The sequence below is a fragment of the Chromobacterium sp. Beijing genome, from assembly GCF_021496765.1.
Taxonomy (GTDB): Bacteria; Pseudomonadota; Gammaproteobacteria; order Burkholderiales; family Chromobacteriaceae; genus Chromobacterium.
Genome location: NZ_CP053750.1, coordinates 4,222,361 through 4,248,502 on the forward strand (window position 1 = coordinate 4,222,361; position 26,142 = coordinate 4,248,502).

Below are 26,142 nucleotides of genomic sequence, written 5' to 3' on the forward strand. Positions count from 1 at the left end.
ACACTACTCAAGGAGAAACACATGTTTCAGCACGTCGACGCCTACGCCGGCGATCCCATCCTGTCGCTGGTCGACGCCTTCGGCAAGGATGCGCGCGGCGACAAGGTCAACCTCAGCATCGGCCTGTATTACGACGAGCAGGGCCGCATTCCGCGCCTGAACGCGGTGCAGCAGGCTGAGGCCAAGCTGGCGGCCCAGCCGGCCCAGCCTTGCACTTATCTGCCGATGGACGGCCTGCCGGCCTACCGCAAGGCGGTGCAGGAGCTGTTGTTCGGCGAGGGACATCCGGCGCTGGCCGCCGGCCGTGTCGCCACCATCCAGACCCTGGGCGGTTCCGGCGCGCTGAAAGTGGGCGCGGACTTCCTCAAGCGTTATTTCCCCGACGCCCAGGTGTGGGTCAGCGATCCGACCTGGGACAACCACGTGGCCATCTTCGAAGGCGCCGGCATCGCGGTCAATCGCTACCCCTATTTCGATCCGCAAACCCGCGGCGTGGACTTCGCGGCGATGCTGGACACGCTGGAAACCCTGCCTGCCGGCAGCATCCTGCTGCTGCATCCGTGTTGCCACAACCCCACCGGCTCGGATCTGGACAATGCGCAGTGGGATCAGGTGGTGGCGCTGGCCAAGCGCAAGCAGCTGATTCCCTTCATGGACATCGCCTACCAGGGTTTCGGCGCCGGCTTGGAAGAGGACGCCTACGCCATCCGCGCGATGGCCGACGCCGGCGTGTCCTTCCTGGTCAGCAACTCCTTCTCCAAGATCTTCTCGCTGTACGGCGAGCGCTGCGGCGGCCTGTCGGTGGTATGCCCGAGCCAGGCCGAGGCGGAGCTGGTGTTGGGCCAGCTCAAGGCCACGGTGCGCCGCAACTACTCCAATCCGCCCACCACCGGCGCGCGCTTGATCGCCACCGTGCTGGGCGACGCCGAGCTGAAAGCGCTGTGGGTGTCCGAGGTGAACGAGATGCGCAGCCGCATCCTGGAGATGCGCGGCATTCTGGTGGAGGTGCTGAAGCAGGCGCTGCCGGAGCAGGACTTCGCCTATCTGGTCCATCAGCGCGGCATGTTCAGCTACACCGGCTTCAGCCAGGCCCAGGTGGACGCCCTGCGTGAGCGTTTCGGCGTCTATCTGGTGGGCACCGGCCGCATGTGCGTGGCCGGCTTGACCCGCGCCAATGCGCCTTATGTGGCCAAGGCTTTCGCCGCGGTGCAGTAAGAACCTGTTTACGATCTGCTGCGCGTTGTGAAATGTGACACGGTGAGTACCGCTTCGAAATGCTCATGTACCACGTGTACATTCCGCTTTCTCAGCCGTTTTCGCCTTGTCTCGCCTTAGCTCGCGAGACTTTGAACAGGTTCTAAGACCAAGCGCGGCTGACAAAACCGCTGATGCCGTGCTCAAGGGACTGGTTACGTCGGCGCGTCTTGCCTCAGCCGTAAAACTGAGTTTTGTCAGCCGCTGTTAAAACAGGTCCTCAGCCGCCGGCCAGGCCTTGTTTCAAACGGGCCAGCGCCGGCTTGGCCAAGGCGTCCGGCGCGTAGCACAGGCCGACGCGGCGGCTGAGTTCCGCCTGTTCCAGCTGCACGCAGCGCAGCTCGGGGTGGTCCTTGGCCAGCCCCTGCGGGACGAAGGCGACGCCGGCGCCGGCCGCGGCCAGCGTCGCCGCCTGTTGCAGGGTGGCGCAGCGCGCCGCCACCGCCAGTTCCCGCGCCGCCTCGCCCAACAGGCTGGCGAAGCGCTGGTGCGACGGATGGTCCGGGCAGGCGATCAGGTCCTGGCCCAGCAGTTGTCCCGGCCGTAGCAGCGGCTGTCCCGCCAGCGGCGCGTCGGCGCGCATCGCCAGCACATAATCCTCTTCCCACAGCGGCAGGAACAGTTCGTCCTCGCAACGATTGGCCTCCTCGTCCAGCCGCGCGTCGCCGGCGCAGCCCGCCGCCAGTTCCAGCAGCAAGCCGTCCACCGCGCGGTAGGCCGCCGCCAACACGCGCGCCACGTCGGCCTGGCCCAGGTCCGCCGCCACTCCCAGCGTCAGCGGAAGGCAGTCCTGCCGGCTGCGAAACAGCTGTGTCAGGCTGTCGGCTTCTTCCACCAGCCGCCGCGCCGCCGGGTACAGCAGCCGGGCGGCGTCGGTCACTTCCACCCCGCGCGGCTGACGCTGGAACAGCGCGGCCCCCAGCTGTTCTTCCAGTTGCCGGATGGTGGCGGACAGCGCAGGCTGGCTCAGGTAGAGACGCGCCGAGGCCTGGGTGATGTTGCGCTCTTCGAATACGGCGATGAAGGCTTTGAGTGAGCGGATATCCATAAATTAAACCGATGGCAGCAAGTGGAATAAACGATTTTTCGTGGAATCGTCAGCGAATTATAGTGCTGCTCAAGGATTTGATATCAGTTATTTCTATTGCTAAAGGAGAAGTTCCATGAGTAAGGCTCTCATTGTCATCACCGGCGCCAGCTCCGGCATCGGCGCCGCCACCGCCCGTTTGTTGTCGCAACAAGGCCATCCGCTCTTGCTATTGGCGCGTCGGGTGGAGCGGCTGGAAGCGCTGGCCTTGCCCAATACCTTGTGCCGCGCGGTGGACGTGACCGACCGCGCCCAGCTGGCCGCCGCGGTGGCGGAGGCGGAGGGCCGCTTCGGGCCGGTGGACGCCATCGTCAACAACGCCGGCGTGATGTTGCTGGGGCAGATGGCCGAGCAGGCGCCGGAAGAGTGGAAAACCATGTTCGACGTCAATGTGCACGGCCTGCTCAACGGCATCCACGCGGTGCTGGGCGGCATGGTGGAGCGCAAGCGCGGCACGGTGATCAATATCAGCTCGGTGGCCGGGCGCAAGACCTTCCCCAACCATGTGGCCTATTGCGGCACCAAGTTCGCGGTGCACGCGATGTCTGAGAATCTGCGCGAGGAAGTGGCGGACCACGGCGTGCGGGTGGTGACGATAGCGCCGGGCGCGGTGGACACCGAGTTGCTGTCGCATACCAGCAGCGAGGCGATCAAGGCCGGTTACGAAGCCTGGAAACAGGAGATGGGCGGCGTGTTGGCGGCGGAAGACGTAGCCAGCGCCATCGTCTACGCCTATCAGCAGCCGCAGAATGTGTGCATTCGCGAGATCGTGCTGGCGGCGACGCGGCAGCAGCCCTGAGACGCGGCGCAAGGCGGACGGACCTTGAGCGGGCTCCGAGGCCGGCTCAGTCCGCCACGTACAATTGGGTATCCGCCTCCCGCATCAGCTCGACGACGGCGGGCGGCGGCGGCTGGTCGGTGAACAGCGCGTCTATCTGCGACAGATGGCCCAGCTCCACCAGCGCCGGGCGGTCGAACTTGCTGTGGTCGGCGGCCAGGAAAACATGGCGGGATTGCTGGATGATGGCCTCGGCGCTGCGCACCTCGCGGTAGTCGTAATCGCGCAGCGTGCCGTCCAGCTCGATGCTGGAAATGCCGATGATGCCGTAATCGACGCGGAACTGGCGGATCAGCTGCACCGTGGCCTCGCCGGTGATGCCGCGGTCGCGTTTGCGCAGCATGCCGCCCAGCACGATGACTTCGCAGTCCGGGTAGTCGCACATGGTGTCCGCCACGTGCAGATTATTGGTGATCACCCGCAGGCCGCGGTGCTGGTGCAGCGCCTTGGCCACTTCCTCGGTGGTGGTGCCCAGATTGATGAACAGCGAAGCGTTGTCCGGGATGTGGCGGGCCAGGCATTCGGCGATGCGGCGCTTTTCGTCTATGCACAGCACCTGCCGCGCCTGGTAGGCGACGTTCTCCACGCTGGACAGCACGCTGGCGCCGCCGTGATAGCGTTGCAGCAACTGATGCTCGGCCAGCAGCGCGATGTCGCGGCGTATGGTCTGCCGGGTGACGGAGAAATGTTCGGCCAGCTTTTCCACGCTGACGTAGCTGTCGCGTTTGACCATGGCCAGCAATTCCTGCTGGCGTTGATTCAGAATGAGCATAGACTGCGAGGCGGCGGGTTGGGACGGTTCGATTGTAAGCGGACAACTCGTCCCGGCGCTATGCCGTCAGCGTCGCCGCCGCGTATTCGGCCAGCGCCAGACTGGCGGTGAGGCCGGGGGATTCGATGCCGTAGAGTTGGAGCAGGCCGGGCACGCCGTGCTGCGCCGGCCCCTGGATCAGGAAGTCCGCGTCCGGCGCGCCGGGTCCGGCGATCTTGGGGCGGATGCCGGCGTAGGCCGGCGCCAGCGCCTGTTCCGGCAGCGTCGGCCACCAGCGGCGGACGCCGGCGTAGAAGCGCTCCGCGCGCGCCGGGTCCACTTGGTAGTCGATGGCGTCCACCCATTCCAGGTCCGGGCCGAAGCGCGCCTGGCCGGCCAGGTCCAGCGTCAGATGCGTGCCCAGGCCGCCGGCCTCGGGCAGCGGGTAGATCAGGCGCTGGAACGGCGAGCGGCCTTGCTGCGCGAAATAGACGCCGCGCGCGTAATAGGGCGTGGGAATGGTTTCACGTGGAACGCCGGCAATGCTGGCCGCCGCCCGCGGCGCCCACGCGCCGGCGGCGTTGACCGTCAGCCCTGCGCGTAGCCGCATGCCGGCGATGTTCAGCTCCAAACCGTCGCCGCTCACGCGGCCGTCTTGCAACGGGGAGTTCAAGGCCAGCGTCGCGCCGTGGGCCTCGGCGTCGGCCAGCAGGGCCAGCATCAGACCGTGGCTGTCTATTATGCCGGTGGACGGCGACAACAGCGCGGCGCGGGCCTGCAAGGCCGGCTCCAGCGCCTGAAGCTGTTCCGCGTCCAGCCAGCGCAGATCATCGACGCCGTTGGCGGCGGCGCGCTGTTGCAAGGCTTGCAGCCGCGGCAGTTCGGCCTCGTTTGCGGCGACGACGAGCTTGCCGCAGCGCCGATGGGCAATCGCGCGCTGGGCGCAGTAGTCGTACAGCCGCTGGCGGCCGGCCACGCAGAGCCGCGCTTTCAGGCTGCCGGGCGGATAGTAGAGCCCGGCGTGGATCACTTCGCTGTTGCGGCTGGACGCATGCTGGCCGATGGCGCTTTCCGCTTCCACGATGAGGACTTCGCGGCCGGCCATCGCCAGCTGCCGCGCCACGGCCAGGCCGATCACGCCGGCGCCTATCACCACGCATTCCACGGTTTCCATCGCGCTTCCCATCATGCCGGATTGAATAGCGCATGGTGCGACGCCGCGACGGCGGCGTCCAGCCCGGCGGCGCAGAGGCCTATGAGGCGGCGGACTGCGCTTGCCGGCTGAGGTGGAGGTAGTGCAGATGCCGTTCGTACTGGTCCAGGATGTCGGCGATGATCTGTTCCTTGTGGTAGCCCCACAGGCTGTAGCCCTGGCTGCCGTCCTGCAAGTGCACTTCCAATCGGCAGTAATGGCCGGGCGCGGCGCGGATGGCGAAGGAGGGCGTGGCCGCCATGGCGGCCTGGATGCGGTAGCGGAAGGCGGCGTCGCCGTCGCCGGCGATGAGCAGGCCCAGCCGCGGCAGGCCGGTCTGCGGGTCTGTTTCCTGTTCCAGCCGCGCCTTGGCGCCGCGCTGGCGCAGCGCGGCGCAAACCTCGCGCAAGGCGGGGAGGCAGCTGTGTTCCAGCATGGTTCGGGTCTGGTCCGCGTCCGGATAGCTCATCGCCCGGCTCAGCCGTTGCTGCCAGTTCAGCCGCGGATCGGAGTGGGCGTAGGTGCGGCCGGACAGCGAGCCGGCCAGGCTGGCCTGGCGGCTGTCTTCGCGCATGCCTTCGCGCCGCAGCGCCTTGTACAAGCCGGCCATGATGAAGAACATCACGAAAGAGAAGGGCAAGCCCATGATGATGGTGGCGTTCTGCAGCGTGGGCACGCCGCCCACCATCAGCATGGACAGCGTCAGGATGCCGATGGCCAGCGACCAGAAAATGCGCAGCCACTTGGGCGCGTCGCTGGCCGGGTCCTTGAGAATGGAGGTGAAGTTGCCCAGCACCAGCGCGCCGGAGTCGGCCGAGGTGACGTAGAACAGCAGACCGGTGACGGTGGCGAGCAGAGCGCTGAAACCGGTCCACGGGTATTGCGCCAGCAGCGAATAGAACGCCCGTTCCGGCGTCTCCATCGCGGTCTTGCCGAAGCTCTGGTTGCCGGCCAGCACCAGGTCCAGCGCGCTGTTGCCGAAGATGGAAATCCAGATCAAGGTGAACACGAAGGGGATGACCAGGGTGCCGATGATGAATTGGCGCAGGGTGCGGCCGCGCGAGATGCGCGCCAGGAACAGGCCGACGAAGGGCGCCCAGGCCACCCACCAGGCCCAGAAGAACAGGGTCCAGGCGTTCAGCCAGTCCACCGGGCGCTGGAAGGCGAAGGTGTTCAGGGTCATGCCGGCGAAGCCGTTCAGGTAGTCGCCCACGTTCAGCACCAGGCCGTTGAGCAGGAACACGGTATTGCCGCTGAACAGCACGAACAGAATCAGCAGGATGGCCAGCAGCACGTTCAATTCCGATAGCCGGCGGATGCCCTTGTCCACGCCGGAGACCACGGACAGGGTGGCCATCGCCACCGACAGCAGGATCAGCAAGGCCTGCGCCAGCACCCCTTCCGGAATGTCGAACATGAAGCGCAGGCCGTAGTTGAGCTGCACCACGCCTATGCCCAGCGAGGTGGCGATGCCGAAGATGGTGCCGAGCACGGCGGCGATGTCGACGCCGTGGCCGAGCGCGCCGTGGATGCGGCGGCCGAAGATGGGATAGAGGGCCGAGCGGATGCTGAGCGGCAATTGATGGCGATAGCTGAAATAGCCCAGGGCCATGCCCATCAACGCGTACATCGACCAACCGGTGATGCCGTAGTGGAACAGGGTCCAGGACATGGCCTGGCGCGCGGCGGCGTGGGTGCCGGGCGCGCCCTCGGGCGGAGCCAGCAGGTGGGTGACCGGTTCGGCCACCGAGAAAAACATCAGGTCGATGCCGATGCCGGCGGCGAACAGCATCGCGCCCCAGGTGAACAGGCTGTATTCCGGCCGCGAATGGGCCGGTCCCAGCTTGATGCTGCCAAAGCGGGAACAGGCGATGACCAGGACGAACAAGACATAGAGCGTGGCGGCCAGGAAGTAGTACCAGCCAAAGCCCTCGGTGATCCAGCCCAGCACCTGGGCCATGACGCGGGCGGCGGCGTCGGCGTCCAGCATCGCCCACAGCGCCAGCGCCAGAATGCAGCTGGACGAACCGAGGAACACCGTGCGGTTGAGGCGGTCTGTCGCCCCGGTTTCCGGTAATGCAGCCATGTAGGGGTCTCCCGATGCTGACGCAAGGAAAGACCGACACTAGCATCGGCCCGCGGCGGGGGCTGGTCAGAATGCGACGCGGGGGCGAGCGCAGGCGACCGGGCGTGAAAAAGCCGCCCATGGGCGGCTGGAAGGCGGGAGCGGCGGGTTTCAACCGGCCATCGCGGCTTCGACTTCTTCCACCGTCTTGGGAATCGGCGCGCCCAGCACGCGGCTGCCGTCGGCGGTGACCAACACATTGTCCTCAATGCGGATGCCGCCGAAGTCCTGGTATTCGCGGAATTTGTCGTAGTCGATGTACTGGCTGTGGCGGCCTTCGGCGGCCCAGGCTTCGATCAGCGCCGGGATGAAGTACATGCCGGGCTCCACCGTCACCACCATGCCTTGTTTCAGCGGCTTGCCCAGACGCAGGTAGCCCAGGCCGAACAGCGGGCTGCGCTCGGTGTCCTCGCCGTAACCCACCAGGTCTTCGCCCAGGCCTTCCATATCGTGCACGTCCATGCCGATTTGATGGCCAAGGCCGTGCGGGAAGGCGATGGCGTAGGCGCCGGATTCGACGATGGCGTTGGCGTCGCCCTGGAAGAAGCCCAGCGCGCTCATTCTTTCCACCATCAGCCGCGCGGACAGCTTGTGCACGTCCAGATAGCGCACGCCCGGCTTCATCGCCTCGATGGCGGCCAGCTGCATGTCCAGCACGATATTGTACAGTTCGCGCTGGCGCGGGCTGAACTTGCCGCCCACCGGGAAGGTGCGGGTGATGTCGCTGGCGTAGCCGCCGCCGGAGGTACAGCCGGTGTCGTTCAGCGCCAGGTCGCCGCTTTCCAGGCGGTTGTCGTGGTGATGGTTGTGCAGCACTTCGCCGCGGCGGGAGAAGATGGACGGATAGGCCAGCTGCCAGTCGCGGCGGCGCATGATGCCTTCCATCTCGCCCACCACCTCGTATTCCATCACGCCGGGTTTGGCGTGGCGCATCGCGGCGACGTGCATGTCGCGGGTCACCGCCAGCGCCGCTTCCATTTCGGCGATTTCTTCGTCGCCCTTGATTTCGCGCAGCGCCACCACGGCATGGGTCAGCGGCGCGGAGAAGCCGTCCTTGACCTTGGCCGGATGAACGTCCAGCAAGCGGCCCATTTCAATCAGGGTCTCGCCGCGGTACGGCGCCAGGTAATGGACGGCGCGGCCGGCGGCGCGCGCGGCGCTCAGCGCGGAGGCCAGTTCGGCGTAGCCGCGGCTGTGTGTCAGGCCGGCCAGCGCGGCGCGTTCGGCCAGGCTGGGCAGCGGGCCGGTCCAGACGATGTCGGCCACGTCCGGATCGTTGCCGAACAGAGTCGCTTCGCCGCTGTCGGCGTCGATGAGGCCGGCCAGGCCCGGTTCGTTCAGGCCGAAGAAATAACGGAAGCTGGAGTCCTGCACGAAGGGCAGGGTGTTGTCGTGATAGTTCATCGGCGAATCGACATTGCCGACAAACAGCAGCAGGCCGGACAGGCCGGCCGCTTGCAGACGGGCGCGGCGTTGCGCGTATACGGTGGCAGCGAACATGGTTTCCTCGAGGGTGGGCAGGGTCCGCCCGGTTCGGTCGCCGCGCGGAATATTGTATCCAGTCCCTTAACTTATCATGCCCGCCGCCGGGCTGCCAGTGCCGGTTCAGCCGCGCTGGCCGACGGCGGCTTCGGCCTGCCGGGCCTTGGCCGGCCGCAGGATCAAGGCCACCGCGCCGCCGGCCAGCAAGGCCCACAGCGGCGCGCCCAGGCCGGCGATGCTGACGCCGGAGGCCGCCACCACGAAGGTGATCAGCGCCGCTTCGCGGCGGCTCTCGTCGCTCAGCGCCGCGCTCAAGGAGGACGCCAGGGTGCCGAATAGCGCCAGCCCGGCGGCGGTGGCCACCAGCGCCTTGGGCAGGGTCAGGATCAGGCTGGCCAGCGCGCCGCCGGCCGCGCCTATCGCCAGATAGAGCGCGCCGCAGATCACGCCGGCCACGTAGCGGCGTTTGGGATCGGGGTGGGTTTCCGGTCCGGTGCAGATGGCGGCGGTGATCGCCGCCAGCACCACGCCGTGGCCGCCGAAGGGCGCGGTCAGCATGGACACCGCGCCCAGCAGCGACACCGGCGAGCGGGCCGGGATGCGGTAGCCGGAGGAGGCCAGCACCGCCATGCCGGGCAGGAATTGACCGGTCAGCGCCACCAGCGCCAGCGGCAAGGCCAGATTGAAGAAGGCGCTCCACGACCATTGCGGCGTGGTGAACAGCGGACCGCCGCCTCCGCCGTGGGCCGGCAGCGGCTGGAACAGGCCTTGCGCCGCCGCCAGCAGCAGGCCCAGCAGGATGGCGGCCGGCAGCGCGTAGCGCGGGAAGAAGCGGCGGCCGACGAAGAACAGCGCGGCCATGCTGACCACCAGCAGCGGATCGTGGCCGGCGGCGCTGGCCAGTTCGGCGACGAAGCGGAACAGGATGCCGGCCAGCATCGCCGCCGCCAGCGCGGCGGGGAACACCTTCATCAGCCGGTCGAACAGGCCGCTGACGCCCAGCAGGGTGACGATGGCGGCGGCGGCCAGGAAGGCGCCCACCGCCTCGCCGTAGGGCACGCCGGGCAGGGCAGCCAGCAGCAGGGCCGCGCCGGGGGTGCTCCAGGCGGTGATCACCGGCGCTTTCCAGCGCCAGGACAGGTAGAGGCCGGCCACGCCGGAGCCGATGGACACCGCCCAGATCCAGGAGCCGAGCTGGGCCGGGGACAAGCCGGCGGACTGGGCGGCGTGGACGATGATGAGGAAGGGGCCGGAATAGCCGACCAATAAGGCCAGCGCCGCGGCCAGCGCGGCGGAGGGCGACAGGTCGCGCCAGAAGGTGGACGGCATGATGCGCTTTCTTGCGATGAAAAGTAGGGCCAGCCTAGCGCAAGCGCCGCGCCTCGCCTTCCCACAGCCGACGCAAACAGTTTATGCTGCGCACAATCTGTTCTATATAACAGCGATGACTGATTCCCTGTATCTACGCATTGCCGCGGACATCGAGCGCGGGCTGGACAGCGGCGAGTACCCGCCCGGCAGCCGGCTGCCCTCGGTGCGCCGCCTGGCCGCCCTGCACGGCGTCAACGTCTTGACCGCGCTGGCGGCTTACCGCCATCTGGAGCGCCGGCAACGCGTCAGCGCCCGGCCGCGCGCCGGCTTTTTCGCCGCCTTGCCCAGCCGCGCGCAGCAGGCGCATGCCCGGGACGACGGCTTGCCGTCGGCGGCGACCCTGGTGCGGGTGGACAGCCGCATGTCGCAATTGATCGAATGGTCGGGCCTGGACATCGGCACCCAGCTGCACATGGCGGAAGCGCACGGCAGCATGTATCCGGCGGCGGCGCTGGCGCGTCGGCTGCAGCAGACGCTGAACCAGCGGCCGGAGCTGATCGGCGCCTATCTGCCGCGCGGCGAGCAGGCGCGGCTGCACCGGCTGGTGTGCGGGCTGGCGGCGCAGTGGCAGCTGGCGCTGGAGCCGGACGCCATCCTGTTCACCCACGGCATCACCGAGGCGATCAGCCTGTCGCTGCGCTTGCTGACCCGGCCGGGCGACACCGTGGCGGTGGAGACGCCGGTGTACTTCGGCCTGCTGCAAACCCTGGAGGCCCTGGGACTGAAAGCGCTGGAAATTCCGTGCACGCCGGACGCCGGCCTGTCGCTGGAGGCGCTGGAGTTCGCCTTGCGCCACGGACCGGCGCCGCGCTGCCTGGTGACGGTGACCAATTTTCAGAATCCCACCGGCGCCTTGATGCCGGACGAAGCCAAGAAGCGCTTGTTGCAGCTGGCTTACCGTCACGGCCTGACCATCATCGAGGACGATGTGTTCGGCGAGCTTTACTTCGGCGAGCAGCATCCGACGCCGCTGAAAGCCTGGGACAGCCGCGGCGAGGTGATTTACTGCTCGTCCTTCACCAAGAGCTTCGCGCCTTCGTTCCGTCTGGGCTGGCTGTCCGGCGGCCGCCATCACGCGGCGCTGGCGCGGCTGAGCAATAGCAGCAGCCTGGTGAGCTCGGCCTTGTATCAGGGCTTGTTGGCGGATGTGTTGGCCGACGGCGACTACGCGCGTTTCGCCGAGCGTTTGCGGCGGCAATTGGCGCGGCAGATGGGCCAACTGGCCGACGCGGTGCTGGCGGCCTTCCCCAAGGGCACGCGGCTGCGGCGGCCGCAGGGCGGTCTGCTGCTGTGGGTGGAGTGTCCGGAAGGGCTGGACGCGGGCCGCTTGCTGGAGCGGGCGCTGGCCGAATCCATCAGTTTCGCGCCGGGCCTGGTGTTTTCCGCCGAGCCGCGTTTCGGCCACTGCCTGCGGCTGAACTTCGGCCAGCCGTGGTCGCCGGCGCTGGCGCGGGCGATCGCCACCCTGGGCCGCCTGGCCGGCGAGCAGCTGAGCCAATGAAAACGGCGGAGCGCATGCTCCGCCGCGAGGCAGTCGGCTTGGCGCCGGCTCAGTCTTGACGCGCGCGGCGCGCCTTCACCGCGTCGGCCAGCGTGGTCAGCAGTTTTTCCGTGTCGTCCCAGCCGATGCAGGCGTCGGTGACGCTCTGGCCGTAGGTCAACTCGCAGCCCGGCTTCAGGTCCTGGCGGCCTTCCACCAAGTGGCTTTCCACCATCACGCCGAAGATATTGGCGTTGCCGGCGGCCAGCTGGCCGGCGATGTCGTCGGCCACTTCCATCTGACGACGATAGTCCTTGCGGCTGTTGGCGTGGCTGAAATCCACCATCAGCTTTTGCGGCAGGCCCACGGAGACCAGTTCCGCCGCCGCGGCACTCACGTGTTCGGCCGAGTAATTGGGTTCCTTGCCGCCGCGCAGGATCACGTGGCAATCCGGGTTGCCGCCGGTGGAGACGATGGCGGAGTGGCCGGTCTTGGTCACGGACAGGAAATGATGGGGCACGCTGGAGGAGCGGATGGCGTCCACGGCGATCTTCAGATTGCCGTCGGTGCCGTTCTTGAAACCCACCGGGCAGGACAGGCCGGAGGCCAGTTCGCGGTGCACCTGGCTTTCGGTGGTGCGCGCGCCGATGGCGCCCCAGCTGATCAGGTCGGCGAAGTACTGCGGCGTGATCATGTCCAGGAATTCGGTGGCGGCCGGCATGCCCATGTCGTTCAGGGTCAGCAGTAGGCGGCGCGCGATGCGCAGGCCGCTGTTGATGTCGAAGGATTCGTTCAGCAGCGGATCGTTGATCAGGCCTTTCCAGCCGACGGTGGTGCGCGGTTTTTCAAAGTAGACGCGCATCACTACCACCAGCTCCTGCGACAGCTTGTCGCGCAGCGGCGCCAGCTTCTTGGCGTACTCGATGGCGGCTTCGGTGTCGTGGATGGAGCAGGGGCCGATCACCACCAGCAGGCGGTCGTCCTCGCCGCGCAAGAGCGCGGAGATGTCGCGGCGGGCGGCGTAAATCACCTCGGAGGCGGCCTCGGTGATCGGCAGTTCGTACAGGTGGGCGATGGGCGGCAGCAATTCCTTGATTTCGCGGATTCTGACGTCGTCGGTCTGGCGTTGCATAAAGGCGGCTTCCTTGCTATTTCAGTTTTTGCATAGCAGCAAGATAACCGGATTCCACGACGCTAGACAAGCGGCCGGCCTGCTTTAATGCCCTAAATTCATACTAGATGATCGTTAGGGATAAGCTATCGGCTCCCGATTTATCTGCTTGTTTTTCTTGGACGAGGGACAGGCGGACATGAAAAACGCCCCGGATGCGGCCAGGGCGTTTTGCGGGCGAGAGCCGGAACGGTCAGTCGGCGTACTGACGCTTCATGCGTTCGCGGCGTTCCTGGGCTTCCACCGACAGTGTGGCGGTGGGGCGGGCCATCAGGCGGCGCAGGCCGATCGGTTCGCCGGTGTCTTCGCAGAAGCCGTAAGAACCGTCTTCGATCTGGCGCAGCGAGGCCTGGATCTTTTGCAGCAGCTTGCGCTCGCGGTCGCGGGTGCGCAGTTCCAGCGCGTATTCCTCTTCCAGCGTGGCGCGGTCAGCGGGATCCGGCGTGGCTTCCTGCTCTTGCAGGTGATTGGCGGTCGCATTTGCGTTAGAGAGCAACTCCTGCTGCATCTGCAACAACCGGTCTTTGAAAAACTCAAGATGGTCGGCGTTCATGTAATCGTCGCCGGTCCAGTTGAGGATATCCTGTTCGGTTAGTTTGGCCATAATAGGTGCTTCCAGCATAGAGTTGGCAACAGGCGGAGAAGATTACCGGCGCCCCGCTATTTCTGCAACTGTCTTAGGCGCTTAGGTGATATTAACTCCCTGCTGCTGACAATCGGTATAGCGTTGTTTCACTCCGGTAACAAGCCTGAGGCATCGTTAAAAGGGTATTGGCGCAACAGGCTAAGACATAAAATGTCCCGGACAGTTCAAAGGCGGCAATCCGCCGCCTTTTTCCGGGAGCCGGCGCGCCGTGCGGCGTGCCGGGTTTCTAGCGTCGGGATGGCTTATTTCAGCGACAGCACCCATTTGGCCAGCGCGCGCAGGTCCGCGTCCGGGATGTTCGGATGCGGGGTCATCGGCACCGGGCCCCACACGCCGGAGCCGCCGTTCTTGATCTTGGCCATCAGCATGGCTTCCGCGCCTTTCTGGCTGGCGTATTTCTTGGCCACGTCCTTATAGGCCGGACCGACGATCTTCTTGTCCACCGCGTGACAGGCGGTACAGCTGTATTTTTGCGCCAGCTGCATATTGGCGAAGGCGGGAGCGGCGGCGGCGCTCAACAGGGCGGCGGCGAGCAAGGCTTTTTTCATTGGAAGTCTCCTGGTGTGGTGATGCAAATCGGTTGCCAAACGAGCGGCCGCAAAGCGCGGCCGCGAAAAAATATGACAAATAACCTGAATTGCTACAGTACTACCTTGAGTTGGGTCAAGAAGCTTGCTTCCAGCATGCGCACCGGCAGCATCAGGATCACCTGGATGATCAGGAGCAGCACCAGCGGCGACAGATCCACGCCGCCGATATTGGCCTTGCGGAACGGGCGCAGGAAGGGCCGGGTCAACGCGTCCAGCACCGGCATCAGCGGGTTGTAGGGGCTGACCCAGCTGAGCACGGCCTGAACGATGACGCTGCCCATCAACAGGGTCAGCGATTGCTTGAACACTTCCAGCAGCGACAGCAGCGACAGCGCCACCCAGACCTGCGGAAAGGTGAAGACTTCCGGCACCGAGCTGAGCAAGGTGACCAGCACATTGGACAGCAGCGCCACCAGCCAGGCCAGCAACATGGTGGCGCTGTCGTAGCCGCGCATCGCCGGCACCAGCTTGCGCAGCGGCAGCACCGCGAAATTGGTGGCGGCCATCACGAACTGGCACAGCGGGTGTTTGAACGGCGCGCGCGCCACTTGCAGATAGAAGCGCAGCAGCAGCACCAGCACGAACAGGCCGCAAAGGGTGTGGATCAGAAAGCGCAAAGTGTCGAAGAACATGATGTGGCTTAGTCCTGGCTGAGTTGTTGGCCCATTTCGATGGAGCGGTCGCGGCAGTCCAGCGTGCCGGCGATGATGGCCTGCTTGACGCCTTCCGCCTCAAAGCGGGCGATGGCGCGTTCGGTGGTGCCGCCCTTGGACATCACATTGGTGCGCAAGGCGGCCACGGACAGCGGGCTTTGCTTGGCCAGTTCCACCGCGCCTTCGAAGGTGGCCAGCACCAGCCGGCGCGCTTCCGCTTCGGAAAAGCCGGTTTGCTGGGCGGCTTCTATCATGCTTTCGATGAAATAGAACACATAGGCCGGGCCGCTGCCGGACACGGCGGTGACGTCGTCGATGCGCTGTTCGTTTTGCAGCCAGACGGTGATGCCGGCCGCCTGCATCACGGTGTTGGCGTCCTGGCGGTCGTCTTCGCTGACGCCCACCGAGGCGAACAGGCCGGACACGCCCTTGCCTATCATCGCCGGGGTGTTGGGCATCACCCGCACCACGCGCTTGCTGCCCAGCCAGCGGCATAGCGCGTCCAGGCGGATGCCGGCGGCGATGGAGATCACCAGCGCGCCGTTGAGCCTGGGCTCAAGCTCCAGGCACAAGTCGCGCAGATGCTGCGGCTTGACCGCCAGCACCACGATGTCGCCGATGCCGAAGGCGTCCGGCAGCGCCGCGCCGCCGCTGACGTCGTATTCCTGGCGCAGCCGTTCCACTTTGCCGGCGTCCGGGTCCACCACGTGGATGCGATGCGCCGCCTGCTTGATCAGGCCGGCGATGATGGCGTTGGCCATATTGCCGCCGCCTATGAAGGTAATCCGCATGCTTTTTCCTTATAAACCGGCCTGAAACTGCTATCGTTTCAAGCCGATGTCATTCAATGATAATGGCGCGCGCCGAAAATGGCCGTGCCCACCCGCACCAGGGTGGCGCCTTCGGCGACGGCGACGGCCATGTCGGAGGACATGCCCATGGACAGCGTGTCCAGCGCCAGCCCTTCGGCGATCAGGCGTTCGCGCAGCCTGCGCAGCTGGGCGAACTGAGATGCCAGCCGCGCCGTGTCCTCCGTGGGTTCCGGGATGCACATCAGGCCGCGCAGGGTCAGACGCGGCAAGGCCGCCACCGCGCGCGCCAATTCCAGCGCCTGCTCCGGCGCGCAGCCGCTCTTGCTGGCCTCGCCGGACACGTTCACCTGAATGCACACGTTCAGCGGCGGCAGCGCCGCCGGACGTTGCGCCGACAGCCGTTCCGCGATTTTCAGCCGCTCCACCGAGTGGGCCCAGTGCGCCAATTCCGCCACCGCTCGGGTTTTATTGGATTGCATCGGGCCGATGAAGTGCCATTCGATCTCCAGGCCGGCCAGCGCCTCGGCCTTCTGCTGCAATTCCTGCACGTAGTTTTCACCAAAGGCGCGCTGGCCGGCAAGATAGGCTTGCTCGATGTCCGCGGCGGGGAAGGTTTTGCTGACGGCCAGCAAGCGCACCGATCCCGCCGGACGGCCGGCGGCGTGTTCCGCGTCCGCCAGGCGTTGGCGGACTTGCTGCAAGGGTTGGGAGATGGAGTCTGTCATGGCGTCGAGAAATGGTTTGCTGCGGGCGGTGAGGCTTGTTGCCCGGGTTTGGGGTTTCTACAAAGAATCATGGCCGCGCATCATTAATAATAGGGGTGACGGCGATATCCCAAATGGCTGAGTTGAGCTTACAATCAGCGCCAGAGCCGGAAATGCCGGGGTCTCGTTCGGGCGCGTCGCCGACGCGGGCGGTTCTTCATTATTTTTCAAGTGGTCGCCTGGCGGCTGAAACCATGGCGGCGGCGCAGTCATCGTGGAGATTATATTATGGAAATTTCGGAGCTCTTGGCCTTTACGGTCAAGAACAAGGCGTCCGACCTGCACCTGTCCGCCGGGCTGCCGCCGATGATCCGGGTGAACGGCGACATCCGCCGCATCAACCTGCCGCCGATGGACCACCATGACGTGCACGACATGGTGTACGACATCATGAACGATTACCAGCGCAAAATCTTCGAAGACACCTTCGAGTGCGACTTTTCCTTCGACCTGCCCGGCATCGCCCGCTTCCGCGTCAACTCCTTCGTGCAGAACCGCGGCATGGGGGCGGTGTTCCGGGTGATTCCGTCCAAGGTGCTGTCGCTGGAGCAGCTGGGCGCGCCCAAGATCTTCCAGGAAATCGCCGCCTTTCCGCGCGGGCTGGTGCTGGTGACCGGCCCCACCGGCTCAGGCAAGTCCACCACGCTGGCGGCGATGATTGATTTCATCAACGACAACCACTTCTCCCATATCCTGACCGTGGAGGATCCGATCGAGTTCGTCCACGACAGCAAGAAGTGCCTGATCAACCAGCGCGAGCTGGGCTTGCAGACCCACAGCTTCGCCAATGCGCTGAAGTCCGCCCTGCGCGAAGACCCGGACGTGATCCTGGTGGGCGAATTGCGCGATCTGGAAACCATACGCCTGGCGCTGACCGCGGCGGAAACCGGCCACCTGGTGTTCGGCACCCTGCACACCAGCTCCGCCGCCAAGACCATAGACCGTATCGTCGACGTGTTCCCGGCCGGGGAAAAGGAGATGGTGCGTTCGATGCTGTCCGAATCGGTGCGCGCGGTGATCGCCCAGACCCTGCTCAAGACCAAGGACGGCAGCGGGCGGGTGGCCGCGCATGAAATCATGCTGGGCACCCCGGCGATCCGCAACCTGATCCGCGAGAACAAGATCGCCCAGATCAACTCCATGATCCAGACCGGTCAGCAGCACGGCATGCAGACGCTGGACCAGTGTCTACAGGAGCTGGTGCGGCGCAATATGGTGTCGCCGGCGGACGCCAGACAAAAGGCCGCCAACAAGGATCAATTCTGAGCGGGCGCTGCGCTACACTAGAACGGCGACCCGCGGGACCTCATCATGGAAAAAGACCAGGCTTCCAAGTTCATACTGGATCTGCTGAAGCACGCCACCGGCAAGAACGCCTCCGATGTCTTCATCGCCGCCGATTTCCCGCCGGCGATGAAGATAGACGGCAAGATCACACCGGTGGCGCCGCAGCCCCTGTCCGCCCAGCACACCAAGGAATTGGTGCGCGCGGTGATGAACGACCGGCAGACCGAGGAGTTCGAAACCAAGAAGGAGGCCAACTTCGCGATCAATCCGCCGGGCCTGGGGCGCTTCCGCGTCAGCGCCTATGTGCAGCAGGGCCACGCCGGCATGGTGTTGCGCAAGATCAACACCGAAATCCCCACTTTCGACCAGCTCAACCTGCCGCTGGTCTTGCGCGACATCGCGCTGATCAAGCGCGGGCTGGTGATCTTCGTCGGCGGCACCGGCTCGGGCAAATCCACCTCGCTGGCCGCGCTGGTGGACTGGCGCAACAGCCACAACCACGACCACATCATCACCATCGAAGATCCGATCGAATACGTGCACCAGCACAAAAAGTCCATCATCACCCAGCGCGAGGTGGGCGTGGACACCGATGATTGGGACATCGCCTTGAAGAACACCCTGCGCCAGGCGCCGGACGTGATCCTGATGGGCGAGATCCGCGACCGCGAAACCATGGGCTACGGCTTGCAGTTCGCCGAAACCGGCCACCTGTGCCTGGCCACGCTGCACGCCAACAACGCCAACCAGGCGCTGGACCGCATCCTCAACTTCTTCCCCGAGGAGCGTCATCAACAGGTCTTGATGGATTTGTCGCTGAATATGCGTTCCATCATTTCCCAGCGGCTGGTGCCGATCAAAAGCGGCCGCGGCCGGGTGGCGGCGGTGGAAATCCTGCTCAACAGCCCGCTGGTGTCCGACATGATCTTCAAGGGCGAAATCGCCGGTCTGAAGGAAGTGATGGGCCGCTCGCGCGAGACCGGCATGCAGACCTTCGACCAGTCCTTGTTCGAGCTGTACGAGGCGGATCTGATCAGCTACGAGGACGCTCTGCGCAACGCCGACTCCATCAACGATCTGCGGCTGAAGATCAAGCTTTACAGCGAAGGCTCCAAGTCCAGGGACCCGCTGGAAGGCATAGACCACCTCGACATCGTCTAAAGAGGCTGTTTCCTACCTGCTGCGCTGCGCGAGATCTCGCGCGGCGGCTAGGTCTCAGCACGCTCACGCGCCGCGCGCTCCTTCCGTTTCTTCCGCCGCAAGGTTTTGTCTCGCGCTTGTCCGCGAGGTTTTGAACGGGTTCTACGCCCGGGCTTGCAGGGCCAGCGCCGCCGCCGCGGTTTTCAGCAGCCGGTCGGACAGCGTCTCGTCCGAGATGGCGCGGGACAGCAGCAAGGCGCCCACCATCAGGGCCAGGCAGGCTTCGGGCGCCAGCGCCGGCCGCGAGCCGGCCGCCGTGTCGCATTGTTGCGCCTGGCGCAGCGTGTGCAGCAGCGCCTGCAAGCCTTCGGAAAACGCCTGGCGCGTGGCTTTGTCGTGGCGGGCCAGCTCCCCGGCCAGCGCGGCGGCGGCGCAGCCGGAGTCAGGAAAGTCGCGGTGCGCCGCGCTCAGATAATCCTTGGCCAGCCGTTTCAGCCCGGCGCCGTTGGGCGCCTGCTCCAGTTGGGCCTGCCAAATCTCGTTCATGTCCAGCAGCGCCTGGCGACAGGATTGCGCCACCAGATCGTCCTTGCTGTGGAAGTGGGCGTAGAAACCACCGTGGGTCAGTCCCAGATCGGCCATCAGATTGGCGATGCCGACATTGGCCACGCCTTCGGCTCGAAAACGCAGCGAGGCCATGGTCAGGATCCGTTGACGGGTTTCGGTCTTGTGAGTTGAGCTGTAGCGCATCGTTGACCTTCCTGTTCGGCTAGTAGGGTGGCGCAACGCAATGACGAAGCGGTGATTCCGTTTTAGATGATAGCTATCATTTATTCAATCGCGATGTGAATCAGCAAGATAGCCCGCCCGCCCCCTGCGTGCGTGGCAGTCAAGAAAGCCAAGGAATGACGGCGGAATTTATCCAATATATCTATATTGACTAAAAAGCGGCGTTTCCCGCCTTGCTCCCCGTTCCGGGGACGGCCCGGAACACCGGTCGCGCTCAAGCCGGCGCGCGGGGGACGGATGGTTTCCCCCATTCGCCGGCCGTCGCGGCTGTGCGCTGAGGGAGGGTGGAGACAAGCATGCAGCGATGGAGGGATGCCGCCGCGGGCTTTTGGGCGGTCGCATGGCGGCAGCTGAGCGTGGCCGCGGCCTATTGGGGCTTGGCGCGGCTATTGATGGCCGGCTTCATGAATGCGGAAACCTGGCTGACGCCGGCCTGGTTTCCGGCCGGCCTGGCGATGGCGGTCGCCTTGCGCGGCGGCCAGCGCTACGGCATGGGGCTGGCGGCGGGGTCTTTGCTGTTTAGCCTCTTGTCGCGCCAGTTGCCGCTGGCGGACGCCTTGTTGATCGCCGGCGCCAATACGGTGGGCAGCTTGTTGGGCGCCTTGCTGGTGCGCTACCGCTGCGGCCGGCGCCTGCCCTTGCACAGCCTGTCCTATGTCCAGGCCTTCATCGCCGGCGCGGCGCTGGCCGCGGCCGTTGCCGCCATGGGCGGCACGGCGGCCCTGCTGCATGGCCAGCCGCAACTCTTATTGCCGCTGGGGCGTCACTTCATCGCCTGGTGGTTGGCGGACCTGGCCGGCATTTTCAGCCTGACGCCCTGTCTGCTGCTGTTGAGGCGCGCGGTGACAGGCGAAGGCCACGGCGGCCTCGGCTCGCTGGACGGTTTGACCGCCTGGCTGACCTTGCTGGTCGCCGGCCTGGCCATGCTGGGCATAGACGACAGCACCGGACGCTATGCCGCCCTGCCTTATTGCTTCAGCCTGCCTCTGCTGTGGTTCGCGTTTCGCCAGCGCTTGCGGCTGGCCCATGGCCTGTCGCTGGGGATTTTGCTGCTGGCTCTGGCCGGCGGCGTGTCCGGCCACGGCGCTTTTGGGCACGGCGAGCAGGCATTGCTGACTCTCAGCATGCTGATGCTGATCCAGACCACCACCTTGCTGGTGTTCGGCGCGCTGGCGGTGGATCTGCGACGCACCGAGGCCAGGCTGCGCGGCGTCAATCGCCAATTGGAGGGCAAGGTCCGCGCCCGCACCCGCGAACTGGCGGACAGCGAGGCGCGTTTGCGCCTGATGGCCGACGCCGCGCCCTTCCCCTTGGCGATGAACCGTTTGCAGGGCGGCGAACTGATCTACGCCAATGCCCGCGCCGAGGAGCTGTTCCGCGAACGTCTGGCGCCCGGGCGGCCGCTGCGGGTGCAGGACTTCTACGTGGATCCAACCGAGCGCGAGCGCGTGTCCGCGCTGCTGCGCGTAGGCGGTTGCGTGCGCGACCGCGAAGTGCGGCTGCGCGCCGCCGACGGCCGGGAGTTCTGGGCGCTGATCTCCTGTTCCGTGGTGAGGGCCGACGACGGCTGGTTTGTGATCAACGGCGTCAACGACATCAGCGAGCGCAAACAGCTGGAGCAGGATTTGCTGCAGGCCAACCAGGCGCTGCGTCAGAACCTGAATGAAATAGAACTGCTGCAACAGGGCTTGCGCGAGCAAGCGTTGCGCGATCCGCTGACCGGCCTGTTCAACCGCCGTCATCTGGACGATATTCTGCCGCGCATCCTCAGCCATATGCTGGCGGTGCACAGGGACGTGGCGGTGTTGATGGTCGACGCCGATCATTTCAAGCAGATCAACGACCGGTATGGCCACCCTTGCGGCGACGCGGTGCTGACGGCGCTGGCGGCGCATCTGAGCGACGCCTTCCGCAGCGGCGACATCGTGTGCCGCTACGGCGGCGAAGAGTTCTTCATCCTGCTGCCCGGCGCGTCGCTGAACGACGCCTACGCCAAGGCGCGCCAGCTGTGCCACGATGTGCGCGTTCTGCCCATCGTGGCCGGCGGGCACGATATCCGCGTCACCTTGTCGGTGGGGCTGGCGCTGTGCCCGCTGCACGGCACCGACGCCGGCAGCGTGGTGGCCGCCGCCGACGCGGCCTTGTACCGCGCCAAGAAGGAAGGGCGCGACCGGGTGTGCGTGGCGGATCCCATGCGTCCGCTGGTGTCCTGACGCTCCGGCTTGGCGGCCTGGCGCGTCGGGGGCGGTGTGCTACCATCCGCTGATGGAACTTTACCGACTACTGCAACAACAAGGCTTTGGCGGCCGCAAGGAATGCCGGCAGCTGATCGACTACGGCCTGGTCGAACTCAATGGCGAGATCGTCGACAACTACCGTCAGCAGGTGGAACTGGCCGATATCCGGCAACTGGTGGTGGACGACAAGCCCTGGGACGTGGTGACCGGGCCGCTCTACTTGCTGTTCCACAAGCCCCCCAATTACGAAACCTCGCACAAGCCGCAGCACAATCCCGGCATCTATCGGCTGCTGCCTTATCAGTTCGGCAATCTGGGCATCACCGCCGTGGGCCGGCTGGACGTGGACACCACCGGCCTGATCCTGCTGACCAACGACGGCCAGTTCGTGCACGCGCTCAGCTCGCCCAAGAAGCTGGTACCCAAGTGCTACCAGGTGACGCTGAAACACGCGGCCAGCGAGGAGTTCATCGCCAAGCTGCAAAGCGGGGTTTATCTGAACGACGAAGGCGCGGAGTTCGCCGCCGACAGCATAGAGCGGCTGGACAGCCATGTGATTCTGCTGACCATCACCCAGGGCAAGTATCACCAGGTCAAACGCATGGTGGCGGCGGCCAGCAACCGGGTGGAACAGCTGCACCGCATCAGCCTGGGCAGCGTGGCGCTGGGCGAGCTGCCGCAGGGCGAATGGCGGCATCTGAGCGCGGAGGAGCTGGCCAGCCTGGGTTGGTCGTGAATCATCCCGCTTGGCGGCAATAAGCGCCGCATGCCGAACAGGCCGCCTTTCAAGGCGGCCTTTTTTTGTCGCGCGGCGCGGCGCCGCGCGCCGGCATGGCCGCTCATCAAGTTGATCGCGGCATGGAATGCATTGAAGTGCCCCGAGGCGCGTCCGCGCCCGGGGCTTTTTTGCGCCTGACAAGCGGCGCTTGTGGTGGGAGCCTCCTGATTTGGCCGTGATTTCATATGGGGGGCTAAATAGGCTTTGCTATCGATGCTTTTCCATCGATTGCCATTAATGTAATTTATTTAATGATTAACATTGTTTATTTACTTAAAAAAATTACACGGCTCCGTAATGGGAAGGCGGCTCATGGAGAAGGCGGCGCCGGATGGCGGCGATCAATGTGAAAACAGGCCCGCGCCGTGTCGGGCGCGAGCCTGTCGGGAAGGAAGCCGGCCGCTGCCGGCTATTGGAATTGCCGCGCCAGCCGCGCCAGCAGATTGCGCGAGCTGTAGTAATCCAGGCGGAAGGTGTCGAAGCCGGCGGCGTAGACCTGCTTGCCGCGCACCGCGGCGTTGCCGGCCAGGAAGGGATTGGCCAGCACCTTGGGCACGCTGGGCGCGTCGGCGTTGAACAGCAGGATGCTGTTGCCGCGCAGCCCTTCGGCGAATTTCTCGCCGGACAGCTGCACGATGTCGCGGCGCACGCCCTGGCTGGTGTTGCCCTTGACGCTGTCCGGCGCGGTGGCGAGCGTAAAGCCCAGCGCTTGCAGCAGCTTGCCTTGGGCCGATTCCGGCGTCCACAGATTGGCCCCGGAACCGTCCTCGCTGTACACCATGGCGGCGGTGGGCTGCGGCGGCAGCTTCAGCTTGCTTTTCAACTGCGCGACTTCGGCGTCGAAACGGGCGATCACCGCCTGGGCGTCGGCCTCGCGGCCGCTGGCGCGTCCCAGCAGCGTCGCCAGCTCCTGCCAGCTCTTGTCGTCGTAATTGACCACCAGAGTCGGCGCCATCTGGCTTAATTGCTCGTACAGCTTCAGCGCGGAGTCGCCGCCGGTGCCGGCCATCACGATCAGGTCCGGCTGGGCGGCGATGATGGCTTCGGCATTGGGCTCGCCCTGGTAAAGCGGCTGCACGCCCCGTTGCTTGGCCACGGCCCCCCATTGGGTGAAGAAGCCCTGGCCGTCGGTGACTTTGGAATTGGCGGCGCTGCCGCCGCTGGCCACTACCGGGGCATTGATGGCGAGCAGGGTGCCGGTCAGGGTCACGCTGGTGGACACGATGCGCAGCGGCGGCCGCTCCAGCGTCAACGGACCCTTGGGCGTGCTCAAGGTGCGCGGCCACTGGCCGGCGGCGGCGGCGGAGGCGTCGGCGCTTTGCTCAGGCGCGCCGCAGGCGCTCAAGGCCAGAGCCAGGCCGGCGCTTAGCCATAAGCGCAGCGCGGCGCGGCGCGGGCGGGAAAAATCGGAAGCCATGAAAATCCTTAGGATAGACGCGGGTGGTGGCTCCGATTTTATTGCAAACAAGAATTATTATCATAATTACCGAAGGGCAGGTTTGCGAGGGCCGCAAGCCGCGCGCTCATTCCTGTTGTTGCTTGAGCCAGTTGTCTTCCTGATGCCGCATCAGCGCGAACCACTGCTGGCGCATGTGGCGGGCAAAAGCCGGCGGCGCCGCGGCGAAGTCGTTTTCGTCGGTGTAACAGCCGGGCAGATAGGGCGGTTCGAAGTCTTTCTCCCAGCCCTTGGCCTGCAGCGCCCGCTGGCCCTGCGGGCTGCAGTCCTCGGGCAGCGGCAGGCCGGTCAGGTGGCCGCTGTCCGGATCCAGCCAGCGCACGCCCTGGCGATCCAGGCCGCGCAGGCCGTATTTGGCTTTGCCGGCGTGAAGAATCAGCTTGTAGTCGTTGGGGCTGACGTCGCTGGCGCAAGCGCTGCGATAGCCGACCACCGTTTCCAGCGCGCCGTCGCGGTTGAGGTCCGGAAAAGCAATGGAGGCCAGATCGAAGGTCGCGCTGGCGTCGAACTCGCAGCGCGTCACGCCGTCGCTGAGCATCCACTGCCGTCGCGGCCTATCCTGGCCCAGCGTGTATTGCGCGGCGTAGAGCGTCGCGCTCTGCGCGCCGTCGGCGCCGCGCGCTTCCTGTCGCTCCGCCAGCACCAGCACGTGCTCGCCGGCGCTGTCCGTCCAGCCGTAGGCGGCGGTCAGCTTGCCGCGCAGCTCGACGCCGGCCGGCACGGCGCTCAGGCGTCGCACTTGGCCGGCGACGGACGGCGCGCTGGCGGTGTCGGCCGGCTCGGCGGCGGGCGGAGGCGGCTGGGGTTTGCAGGCGGCGAGCGTCAGCGTCAGGCCGAGCAACAGCGAGACGCGCAGGCCGGCGGTGCGGGGAGCGGGGAGCGGGGGCATGCCGTTCTTCTTGTCATTGATGAAACTGGAATAGTACGGAATACCAGCGACGCGGAACAGCTCCGGCGGCAGAGAGGGGTTGGGGGTAGGGCGGGAACTGACCGATTTGCCGACGATTCATGACATTGGGGTGATTTTTGCCGGCTGGGGACGCCATAATCCAGGCGGGAGCGCGATCCTCGCGCGATACCGCAGTCTGTTCAAAGTCTCGCGAGCGAAGGCGACGCAGCCGAGCACGCGGAACGCTCGTGGCTCATGGGCGTTTCAAAGCCGCGCTCGCCGTGTCGCGTTTGATGACGCGGGGCGGACAGGGAACGGGTTCTTTAAGGAGGGCTTATGTTGAAACCTGCTTGGTGGTGGGCTGGGGCGCTGGCGTTGACGCTGGCGCAGATGGCGGCGGCGGAGCCGCTGCCGGCGTATCGCGGCGACGCGCGGCAGTCATCGGTGTCCGGTCTGTCGTCCGGCGCCTTCATGGCGGTGCAGTATCAGGTGGCGTTTTCCGCCTCGGTGCGAGGCGTCGGCGTGGTGGCGGGCGGGCCTTACTATTGTTCCAAGGGCATGCTGGCGGGCGCGCCGGCCTGCATGAGCGGTCCGCCGCCGGCAGTGGGCGGCCTGGTGCTGGCGACGCAGCAGTTCGCGCTGGCGGGACAGATCGATCCCTTGTCCAACCTGGCCAAGCGCCGCGTCTATCTGTTCAGCGGCAGCCAGGACAATACCGTCAAGACGGCGGTGGTGGACAGCGCCGAGCGTTACTTCCGCAAGCTGGGGGTGCCGGCGGCGAGCATCGACTACCTGCGCAGCCTGCCGGCCGGCCATGCCCAGATCACGCCGGCTTACGGCAATGACTGCGGCGAGACCAAGTCGCCTTACGTCAACCATTGCGACTGGAAGGGCGAAGGCTACGACCAGGCCGGCGCTATCCTGACGCAAATCTACGGCCCCTTGCAGCCGCGCGCCGGCCAATTGAGCAGCCAGGTGTCCGCTTTCAACCAGAAGCCGTATGCGCCGCCGGGCAGCAGCCTGGCCGACGAGGGCTATGTCTATGTGCCGCGCGCCTGCGCCGAGGGCGAATCCTGCAAGGTGCATGTGGCGCTGCACGGTTGCCGCCAGTACGCGGGCGCGGTCGGCGACGCTTTCTACGGCCATGCCGGCTACAACGAATGGGCGGACAGCAATCGCATCATCGTGTTGTATCCGCAGACCACGGCGATGCCGCCGGGCAACCCGAACGGCTGCTGGGACTGGTTCGGCTATACCGGCGTGAATTTCGCCTGGAAGAACGGGGTGCAGATGCGGGCGATCAAGGCGATGGCGGACCGGCTGGTGTCGGCGCCCTGAGCCAGAGTCCGG

The 26,142-nt window shown here is 65.8% G+C and carries 23 protein-coding genes; 8 read left to right on the forward strand and 15 right to left on the reverse strand.

The window, feature by feature from the left end:
- The first annotated feature begins 21 nt into the window (after nucleotides 1-21).
- Nucleotides 22-1,215: an amino acid aminotransferase gene (locus tag HQN78_RS19610; protein ID WP_235085708.1), complete on the forward strand. Its 1,194-nt coding sequence runs from the start codon at nucleotides 22-24 to the stop codon at nucleotides 1,213-1,215.
- A gap of 259 nt (nucleotides 1,216-1,474) precedes the next feature.
- Here the strand turns inward: HQN78_RS19610 and HQN78_RS19615 are convergent, their stop codons facing one another.
- On the reverse strand, nucleotides 1,475-2,302 hold the full coding sequence (locus HQN78_RS19615) for a LysR family transcriptional regulator (protein WP_235085710.1): 828 nt from the start codon (nucleotides 2,300-2,302) through the stop codon (nucleotides 1,475-1,477).
- A 115-nt stretch (nucleotides 2,303-2,417) separates the two neighbouring features.
- Between HQN78_RS19615 and HQN78_RS19620 the strand changes: the two genes are divergently transcribed.
- Entirely contained in the window at nucleotides 2,418-3,140 is a 723-nt protein-coding gene (locus HQN78_RS19620) for an SDR family oxidoreductase (RefSeq protein ID WP_107801234.1), read from the forward strand.
- 46 nt (nucleotides 3,141-3,186) lie between these two features.
- Here HQN78_RS19620 and HQN78_RS19625 read toward each other — a convergent pair whose 3' ends face one another.
- The 5 genes from HQN78_RS19625 to HQN78_RS19645 all read right to left on the reverse strand — a co-directional run bounded on the left by HQN78_RS19625 (nucleotide 3,187) and on the right by HQN78_RS19645 (nucleotide 10,058).
- Nucleotides 3,187-3,951 (reverse strand): DeoR/GlpR family DNA-binding transcription regulator, encoded by a 765-nt coding sequence (locus HQN78_RS19625; RefSeq protein WP_107801233.1) that lies wholly within the window; start codon nucleotides 3,949-3,951, stop codon nucleotides 3,187-3,189.
- Between the two features lie 58 nt (nucleotides 3,952-4,009).
- Nucleotides 4,010-5,104, reverse strand: a complete 1,095-nt coding sequence (locus HQN78_RS19630; RefSeq protein ID WP_235085713.1) for an NAD(P)/FAD-dependent oxidoreductase — start codon at nucleotides 5,102-5,104, stop codon at nucleotides 4,010-4,012.
- A gap of 79 nt (nucleotides 5,105-5,183) precedes the next feature.
- Nucleotides 5,184-7,208 (reverse strand): choline BCCT transporter BetT, encoded by a 2,025-nt coding sequence (betT, locus tag HQN78_RS19635; RefSeq protein ID WP_235085715.1) that lies wholly within the window; start codon nucleotides 7,206-7,208, stop codon nucleotides 5,184-5,186.
- 150 nt (nucleotides 7,209-7,358) lie between these two features.
- On the reverse strand, nucleotides 7,359-8,747 hold the full coding sequence (locus tag HQN78_RS19640; RefSeq protein WP_235085718.1) for an aminopeptidase P family protein: 1,389 nt from the start codon (nucleotides 8,745-8,747) through the stop codon (nucleotides 7,359-7,361).
- A gap of 105 nt (nucleotides 8,748-8,852) precedes the next feature.
- On the reverse strand, nucleotides 8,853-10,058 hold the full coding sequence (locus HQN78_RS19645) for a benzoate/H(+) symporter BenE family transporter (protein WP_235085720.1): 1,206 nt from the start codon (nucleotides 10,056-10,058) through the stop codon (nucleotides 8,853-8,855).
- 115 nt (nucleotides 10,059-10,173) lie between these two features.
- Between HQN78_RS19645 and HQN78_RS19650 the strand changes: the two genes are divergently transcribed.
- Nucleotides 10,174-11,601 (forward strand): PLP-dependent aminotransferase family protein, encoded by a 1,428-nt coding sequence (locus HQN78_RS19650; RefSeq protein WP_235085722.1) that lies wholly within the window; start codon nucleotides 10,174-10,176, stop codon nucleotides 11,599-11,601.
- Between the two features lie 49 nt (nucleotides 11,602-11,650).
- Here HQN78_RS19650 and aroG read toward each other — a convergent pair whose 3' ends face one another.
- The 6 genes from aroG to HQN78_RS19680 all read right to left on the reverse strand — a co-directional run bounded on the left by aroG (nucleotide 11,651) and on the right by HQN78_RS19680 (nucleotide 16,177).
- On the reverse strand, nucleotides 11,651-12,712 hold the full coding sequence (gene aroG / locus HQN78_RS19655) for a 3-deoxy-7-phosphoheptulonate synthase AroG (RefSeq protein ID WP_235085726.1): 1,062 nt from the start codon (nucleotides 12,710-12,712) through the stop codon (nucleotides 11,651-11,653).
- 232 nt (nucleotides 12,713-12,944) lie between these two features.
- Nucleotides 12,945-13,355 carry an RNA polymerase-binding protein DksA gene (gene dksA / locus HQN78_RS19660; protein ID WP_019102526.1) on the reverse strand — a complete coding sequence of 137 codons (411 nt, stop codon included), beginning with the start codon at nucleotides 13,353-13,355 and terminating at the stop codon, nucleotides 12,945-12,947.
- 284 nt (nucleotides 13,356-13,639) lie between these two features.
- On the reverse strand, nucleotides 13,640-13,945 hold the full coding sequence (locus HQN78_RS19665) for a c-type cytochrome (protein WP_107801226.1): 306 nt from the start codon (nucleotides 13,943-13,945) through the stop codon (nucleotides 13,640-13,642).
- A 92-nt stretch (nucleotides 13,946-14,037) separates the two neighbouring features.
- Nucleotides 14,038-14,619, reverse strand: a complete 582-nt coding sequence (locus tag HQN78_RS19670) for a YggT family protein (protein ID WP_107801225.1) — start codon at nucleotides 14,617-14,619, stop codon at nucleotides 14,038-14,040.
- 8 nt (nucleotides 14,620-14,627) lie between these two features.
- Nucleotides 14,628-15,431: a pyrroline-5-carboxylate reductase gene (gene proC, locus HQN78_RS19675; RefSeq protein WP_107801224.1), complete on the reverse strand. Its 804-nt coding sequence runs from the start codon at nucleotides 15,429-15,431 to the stop codon at nucleotides 14,628-14,630.
- Between the two features lie 53 nt (nucleotides 15,432-15,484).
- Nucleotides 15,485-16,177, reverse strand: coding sequence for a YggS family pyridoxal phosphate-dependent enzyme (locus HQN78_RS19680; RefSeq protein ID WP_227105727.1), 693 nt, complete (start codon nucleotides 16,175-16,177; stop codon nucleotides 15,485-15,487).
- 267 nt (nucleotides 16,178-16,444) lie between these two features.
- On the opposite strand from HQN78_RS19680, the gene HQN78_RS19685 reads away from it, so the two are divergent.
- Both HQN78_RS19685 and HQN78_RS19690 read left to right on the forward strand, forming a co-directional pair.
- A complete protein-coding gene (locus HQN78_RS19685) occupies nucleotides 16,445-17,482 on the forward strand; it encodes a type IV pilus twitching motility protein PilT (RefSeq protein WP_043589321.1) in 1,038 nt (345 codons plus the stop codon).
- A gap of 45 nt (nucleotides 17,483-17,527) precedes the next feature.
- Nucleotides 17,528-18,664: a PilT/PilU family type 4a pilus ATPase gene (locus HQN78_RS19690; protein ID WP_048412756.1), complete on the forward strand. Its 1,137-nt coding sequence runs from the start codon at nucleotides 17,528-17,530 to the stop codon at nucleotides 18,662-18,664.
- A gap of 141 nt (nucleotides 18,665-18,805) precedes the next feature.
- Here HQN78_RS19690 and HQN78_RS19695 read toward each other — a convergent pair whose 3' ends face one another.
- Nucleotides 18,806-19,393, reverse strand: coding sequence for a TetR/AcrR family transcriptional regulator (locus HQN78_RS19695; RefSeq protein ID WP_107801222.1), 588 nt, complete (start codon nucleotides 19,391-19,393; stop codon nucleotides 18,806-18,808).
- 335 nt (nucleotides 19,394-19,728) lie between these two features.
- Here HQN78_RS19695 and HQN78_RS19700 point away from each other — a divergent pair, with 335 nt between their 5' ends.
- Complete coding sequence (locus HQN78_RS19700; RefSeq protein ID WP_235085729.1) at nucleotides 19,729-21,645, forward strand: diguanylate cyclase; 1,917 nt, start codon at nucleotides 19,729-19,731, stop codon at nucleotides 21,643-21,645.
- A gap of 52 nt (nucleotides 21,646-21,697) precedes the next feature.
- On the forward strand, nucleotides 21,698-22,405 hold the full coding sequence (locus HQN78_RS19705) for a pseudouridine synthase (protein ID WP_107802064.1): 708 nt from the start codon (nucleotides 21,698-21,700) through the stop codon (nucleotides 22,403-22,405).
- Between the two features lie 451 nt (nucleotides 22,406-22,856).
- Here the strand turns inward: HQN78_RS19705 and fepB are convergent, their stop codons facing one another.
- Both fepB and HQN78_RS19715 read right to left on the reverse strand, forming a co-directional pair.
- The gene (fepB, locus tag HQN78_RS19710) at nucleotides 22,857-23,864 is read right to left on the reverse strand and encodes a Fe2+-enterobactin ABC transporter substrate-binding protein (RefSeq protein ID WP_227105721.1); all 1,008 of its coding nucleotides are present in this window, start codon (nucleotides 23,862-23,864) and stop codon (nucleotides 22,857-22,859) included.
- 106 nt (nucleotides 23,865-23,970) lie between these two features.
- A complete protein-coding gene (locus HQN78_RS19715; RefSeq protein WP_107801213.1) occupies nucleotides 23,971-24,792 on the reverse strand; it encodes a M949_RS01915 family surface polysaccharide biosynthesis protein in 822 nt (273 codons plus the stop codon).
- A 336-nt stretch (nucleotides 24,793-25,128) separates the two neighbouring features.
- On the opposite strand from HQN78_RS19715, the gene HQN78_RS19720 reads away from it, so the two are divergent.
- Nucleotides 25,129-26,130: a PHB depolymerase family esterase gene (locus HQN78_RS19720; RefSeq protein WP_107801212.1), complete on the forward strand. Its 1,002-nt coding sequence runs from the start codon at nucleotides 25,129-25,131 to the stop codon at nucleotides 26,128-26,130.
- The last annotated feature ends 12 nt before the right edge of the window (nucleotides 26,131-26,142 follow it).

Bases quoted from the DNA above. Each gene is read 5' to 3' on its own strand.
- HQN78_RS19610 (WP_235085708.1), top strand. From the start codon at position 22: ATGTTTCAGCACGTCGACGCCTACGCCGGCGATCCCATCCTGTCGCTG.
- HQN78_RS19615 (WP_235085710.1), bottom strand. From the start codon at position 2,302: ATGGATATCCGCTCACTCAAAGCCTTCATCGCCGTATTCGAAGAGCGC.
- HQN78_RS19620 (WP_107801234.1), top strand. From the start codon at position 2,418: ATGAGTAAGGCTCTCATTGTCATCACCGGCGCCAGCTCCGGCATCGGC.
- HQN78_RS19625 (WP_107801233.1), bottom strand. From the start codon at position 3,951: ATGCTCATTCTGAATCAACGCCAGCAGGAATTGCTGGCCATGGTCAAA.
- HQN78_RS19630 (WP_235085713.1), bottom strand. From the start codon at position 5,104: ATGGAAACCGTGGAATGCGTGGTGATAGGCGCCGGCGTGATCGGCCTG.
- betT (WP_235085715.1), bottom strand. From the start codon at position 7,208: ATGGCTGCATTACCGGAAACCGGGGCGACAGACCGCCTCAACCGCACG.
- HQN78_RS19640 (WP_235085718.1), bottom strand. From the start codon at position 8,747: ATGTTCGCTGCCACCGTATACGCGCAACGCCGCGCCCGTCTGCAAGCG.
- HQN78_RS19645 (WP_235085720.1), bottom strand. From the start codon at position 10,058: ATGCCGTCCACCTTCTGGCGCGACCTGTCGCCCTCCGCCGCGCTGGCC.
- HQN78_RS19650 (WP_235085722.1), top strand. From the start codon at position 10,174: ATGACTGATTCCCTGTATCTACGCATTGCCGCGGACATCGAGCGCGGG.
- aroG (WP_235085726.1), bottom strand. From the start codon at position 12,712: ATGCAACGCCAGACCGACGACGTCAGAATCCGCGAAATCAAGGAATTG.
- dksA (WP_019102526.1), bottom strand. From the start codon at position 13,355: ATGGCCAAACTAACCGAACAGGATATCCTCAACTGGACCGGCGACGAT.
- HQN78_RS19665 (WP_107801226.1), bottom strand. From the start codon at position 13,945: ATGAAAAAAGCCTTGCTCGCCGCCGCCCTGTTGAGCGCCGCCGCCGCT.
- HQN78_RS19670 (WP_107801225.1), bottom strand. From the start codon at position 14,619: ATGTTCTTCGACACTTTGCGCTTTCTGATCCACACCCTTTGCGGCCTG.
- proC (WP_107801224.1), bottom strand. From the start codon at position 15,431: ATGCGGATTACCTTCATAGGCGGCGGCAATATGGCCAACGCCATCATC.
- HQN78_RS19680 (WP_227105727.1), bottom strand. From the start codon at position 16,177: ATGACAGACTCCATCTCCCAACCCTTGCAGCAAGTCCGCCAACGCCTG.
- HQN78_RS19685 (WP_043589321.1), top strand. From the start codon at position 16,445: ATGGAAATTTCGGAGCTCTTGGCCTTTACGGTCAAGAACAAGGCGTCC.
- HQN78_RS19690 (WP_048412756.1), top strand. From the start codon at position 17,528: ATGGAAAAAGACCAGGCTTCCAAGTTCATACTGGATCTGCTGAAGCAC.
- HQN78_RS19695 (WP_107801222.1), bottom strand. From the start codon at position 19,393: ATGCGCTACAGCTCAACTCACAAGACCGAAACCCGTCAACGGATCCTG.
- HQN78_RS19700 (WP_235085729.1), top strand. From the start codon at position 19,729: ATGCAGCGATGGAGGGATGCCGCCGCGGGCTTTTGGGCGGTCGCATGG.
- HQN78_RS19705 (WP_107802064.1), top strand. From the start codon at position 21,698: ATGGAACTTTACCGACTACTGCAACAACAAGGCTTTGGCGGCCGCAAG.
- fepB (WP_227105721.1), bottom strand. From the start codon at position 23,864: ATGGCTTCCGATTTTTCCCGCCCGCGCCGCGCCGCGCTGCGCTTATGG.
- HQN78_RS19715 (WP_107801213.1), bottom strand. From the start codon at position 24,792: ATGCCCCCGCTCCCCGCTCCCCGCACCGCCGGCCTGCGCGTCTCGCTG.
- HQN78_RS19720 (WP_107801212.1), top strand. From the start codon at position 25,129: ATGTTGAAACCTGCTTGGTGGTGGGCTGGGGCGCTGGCGTTGACGCTG.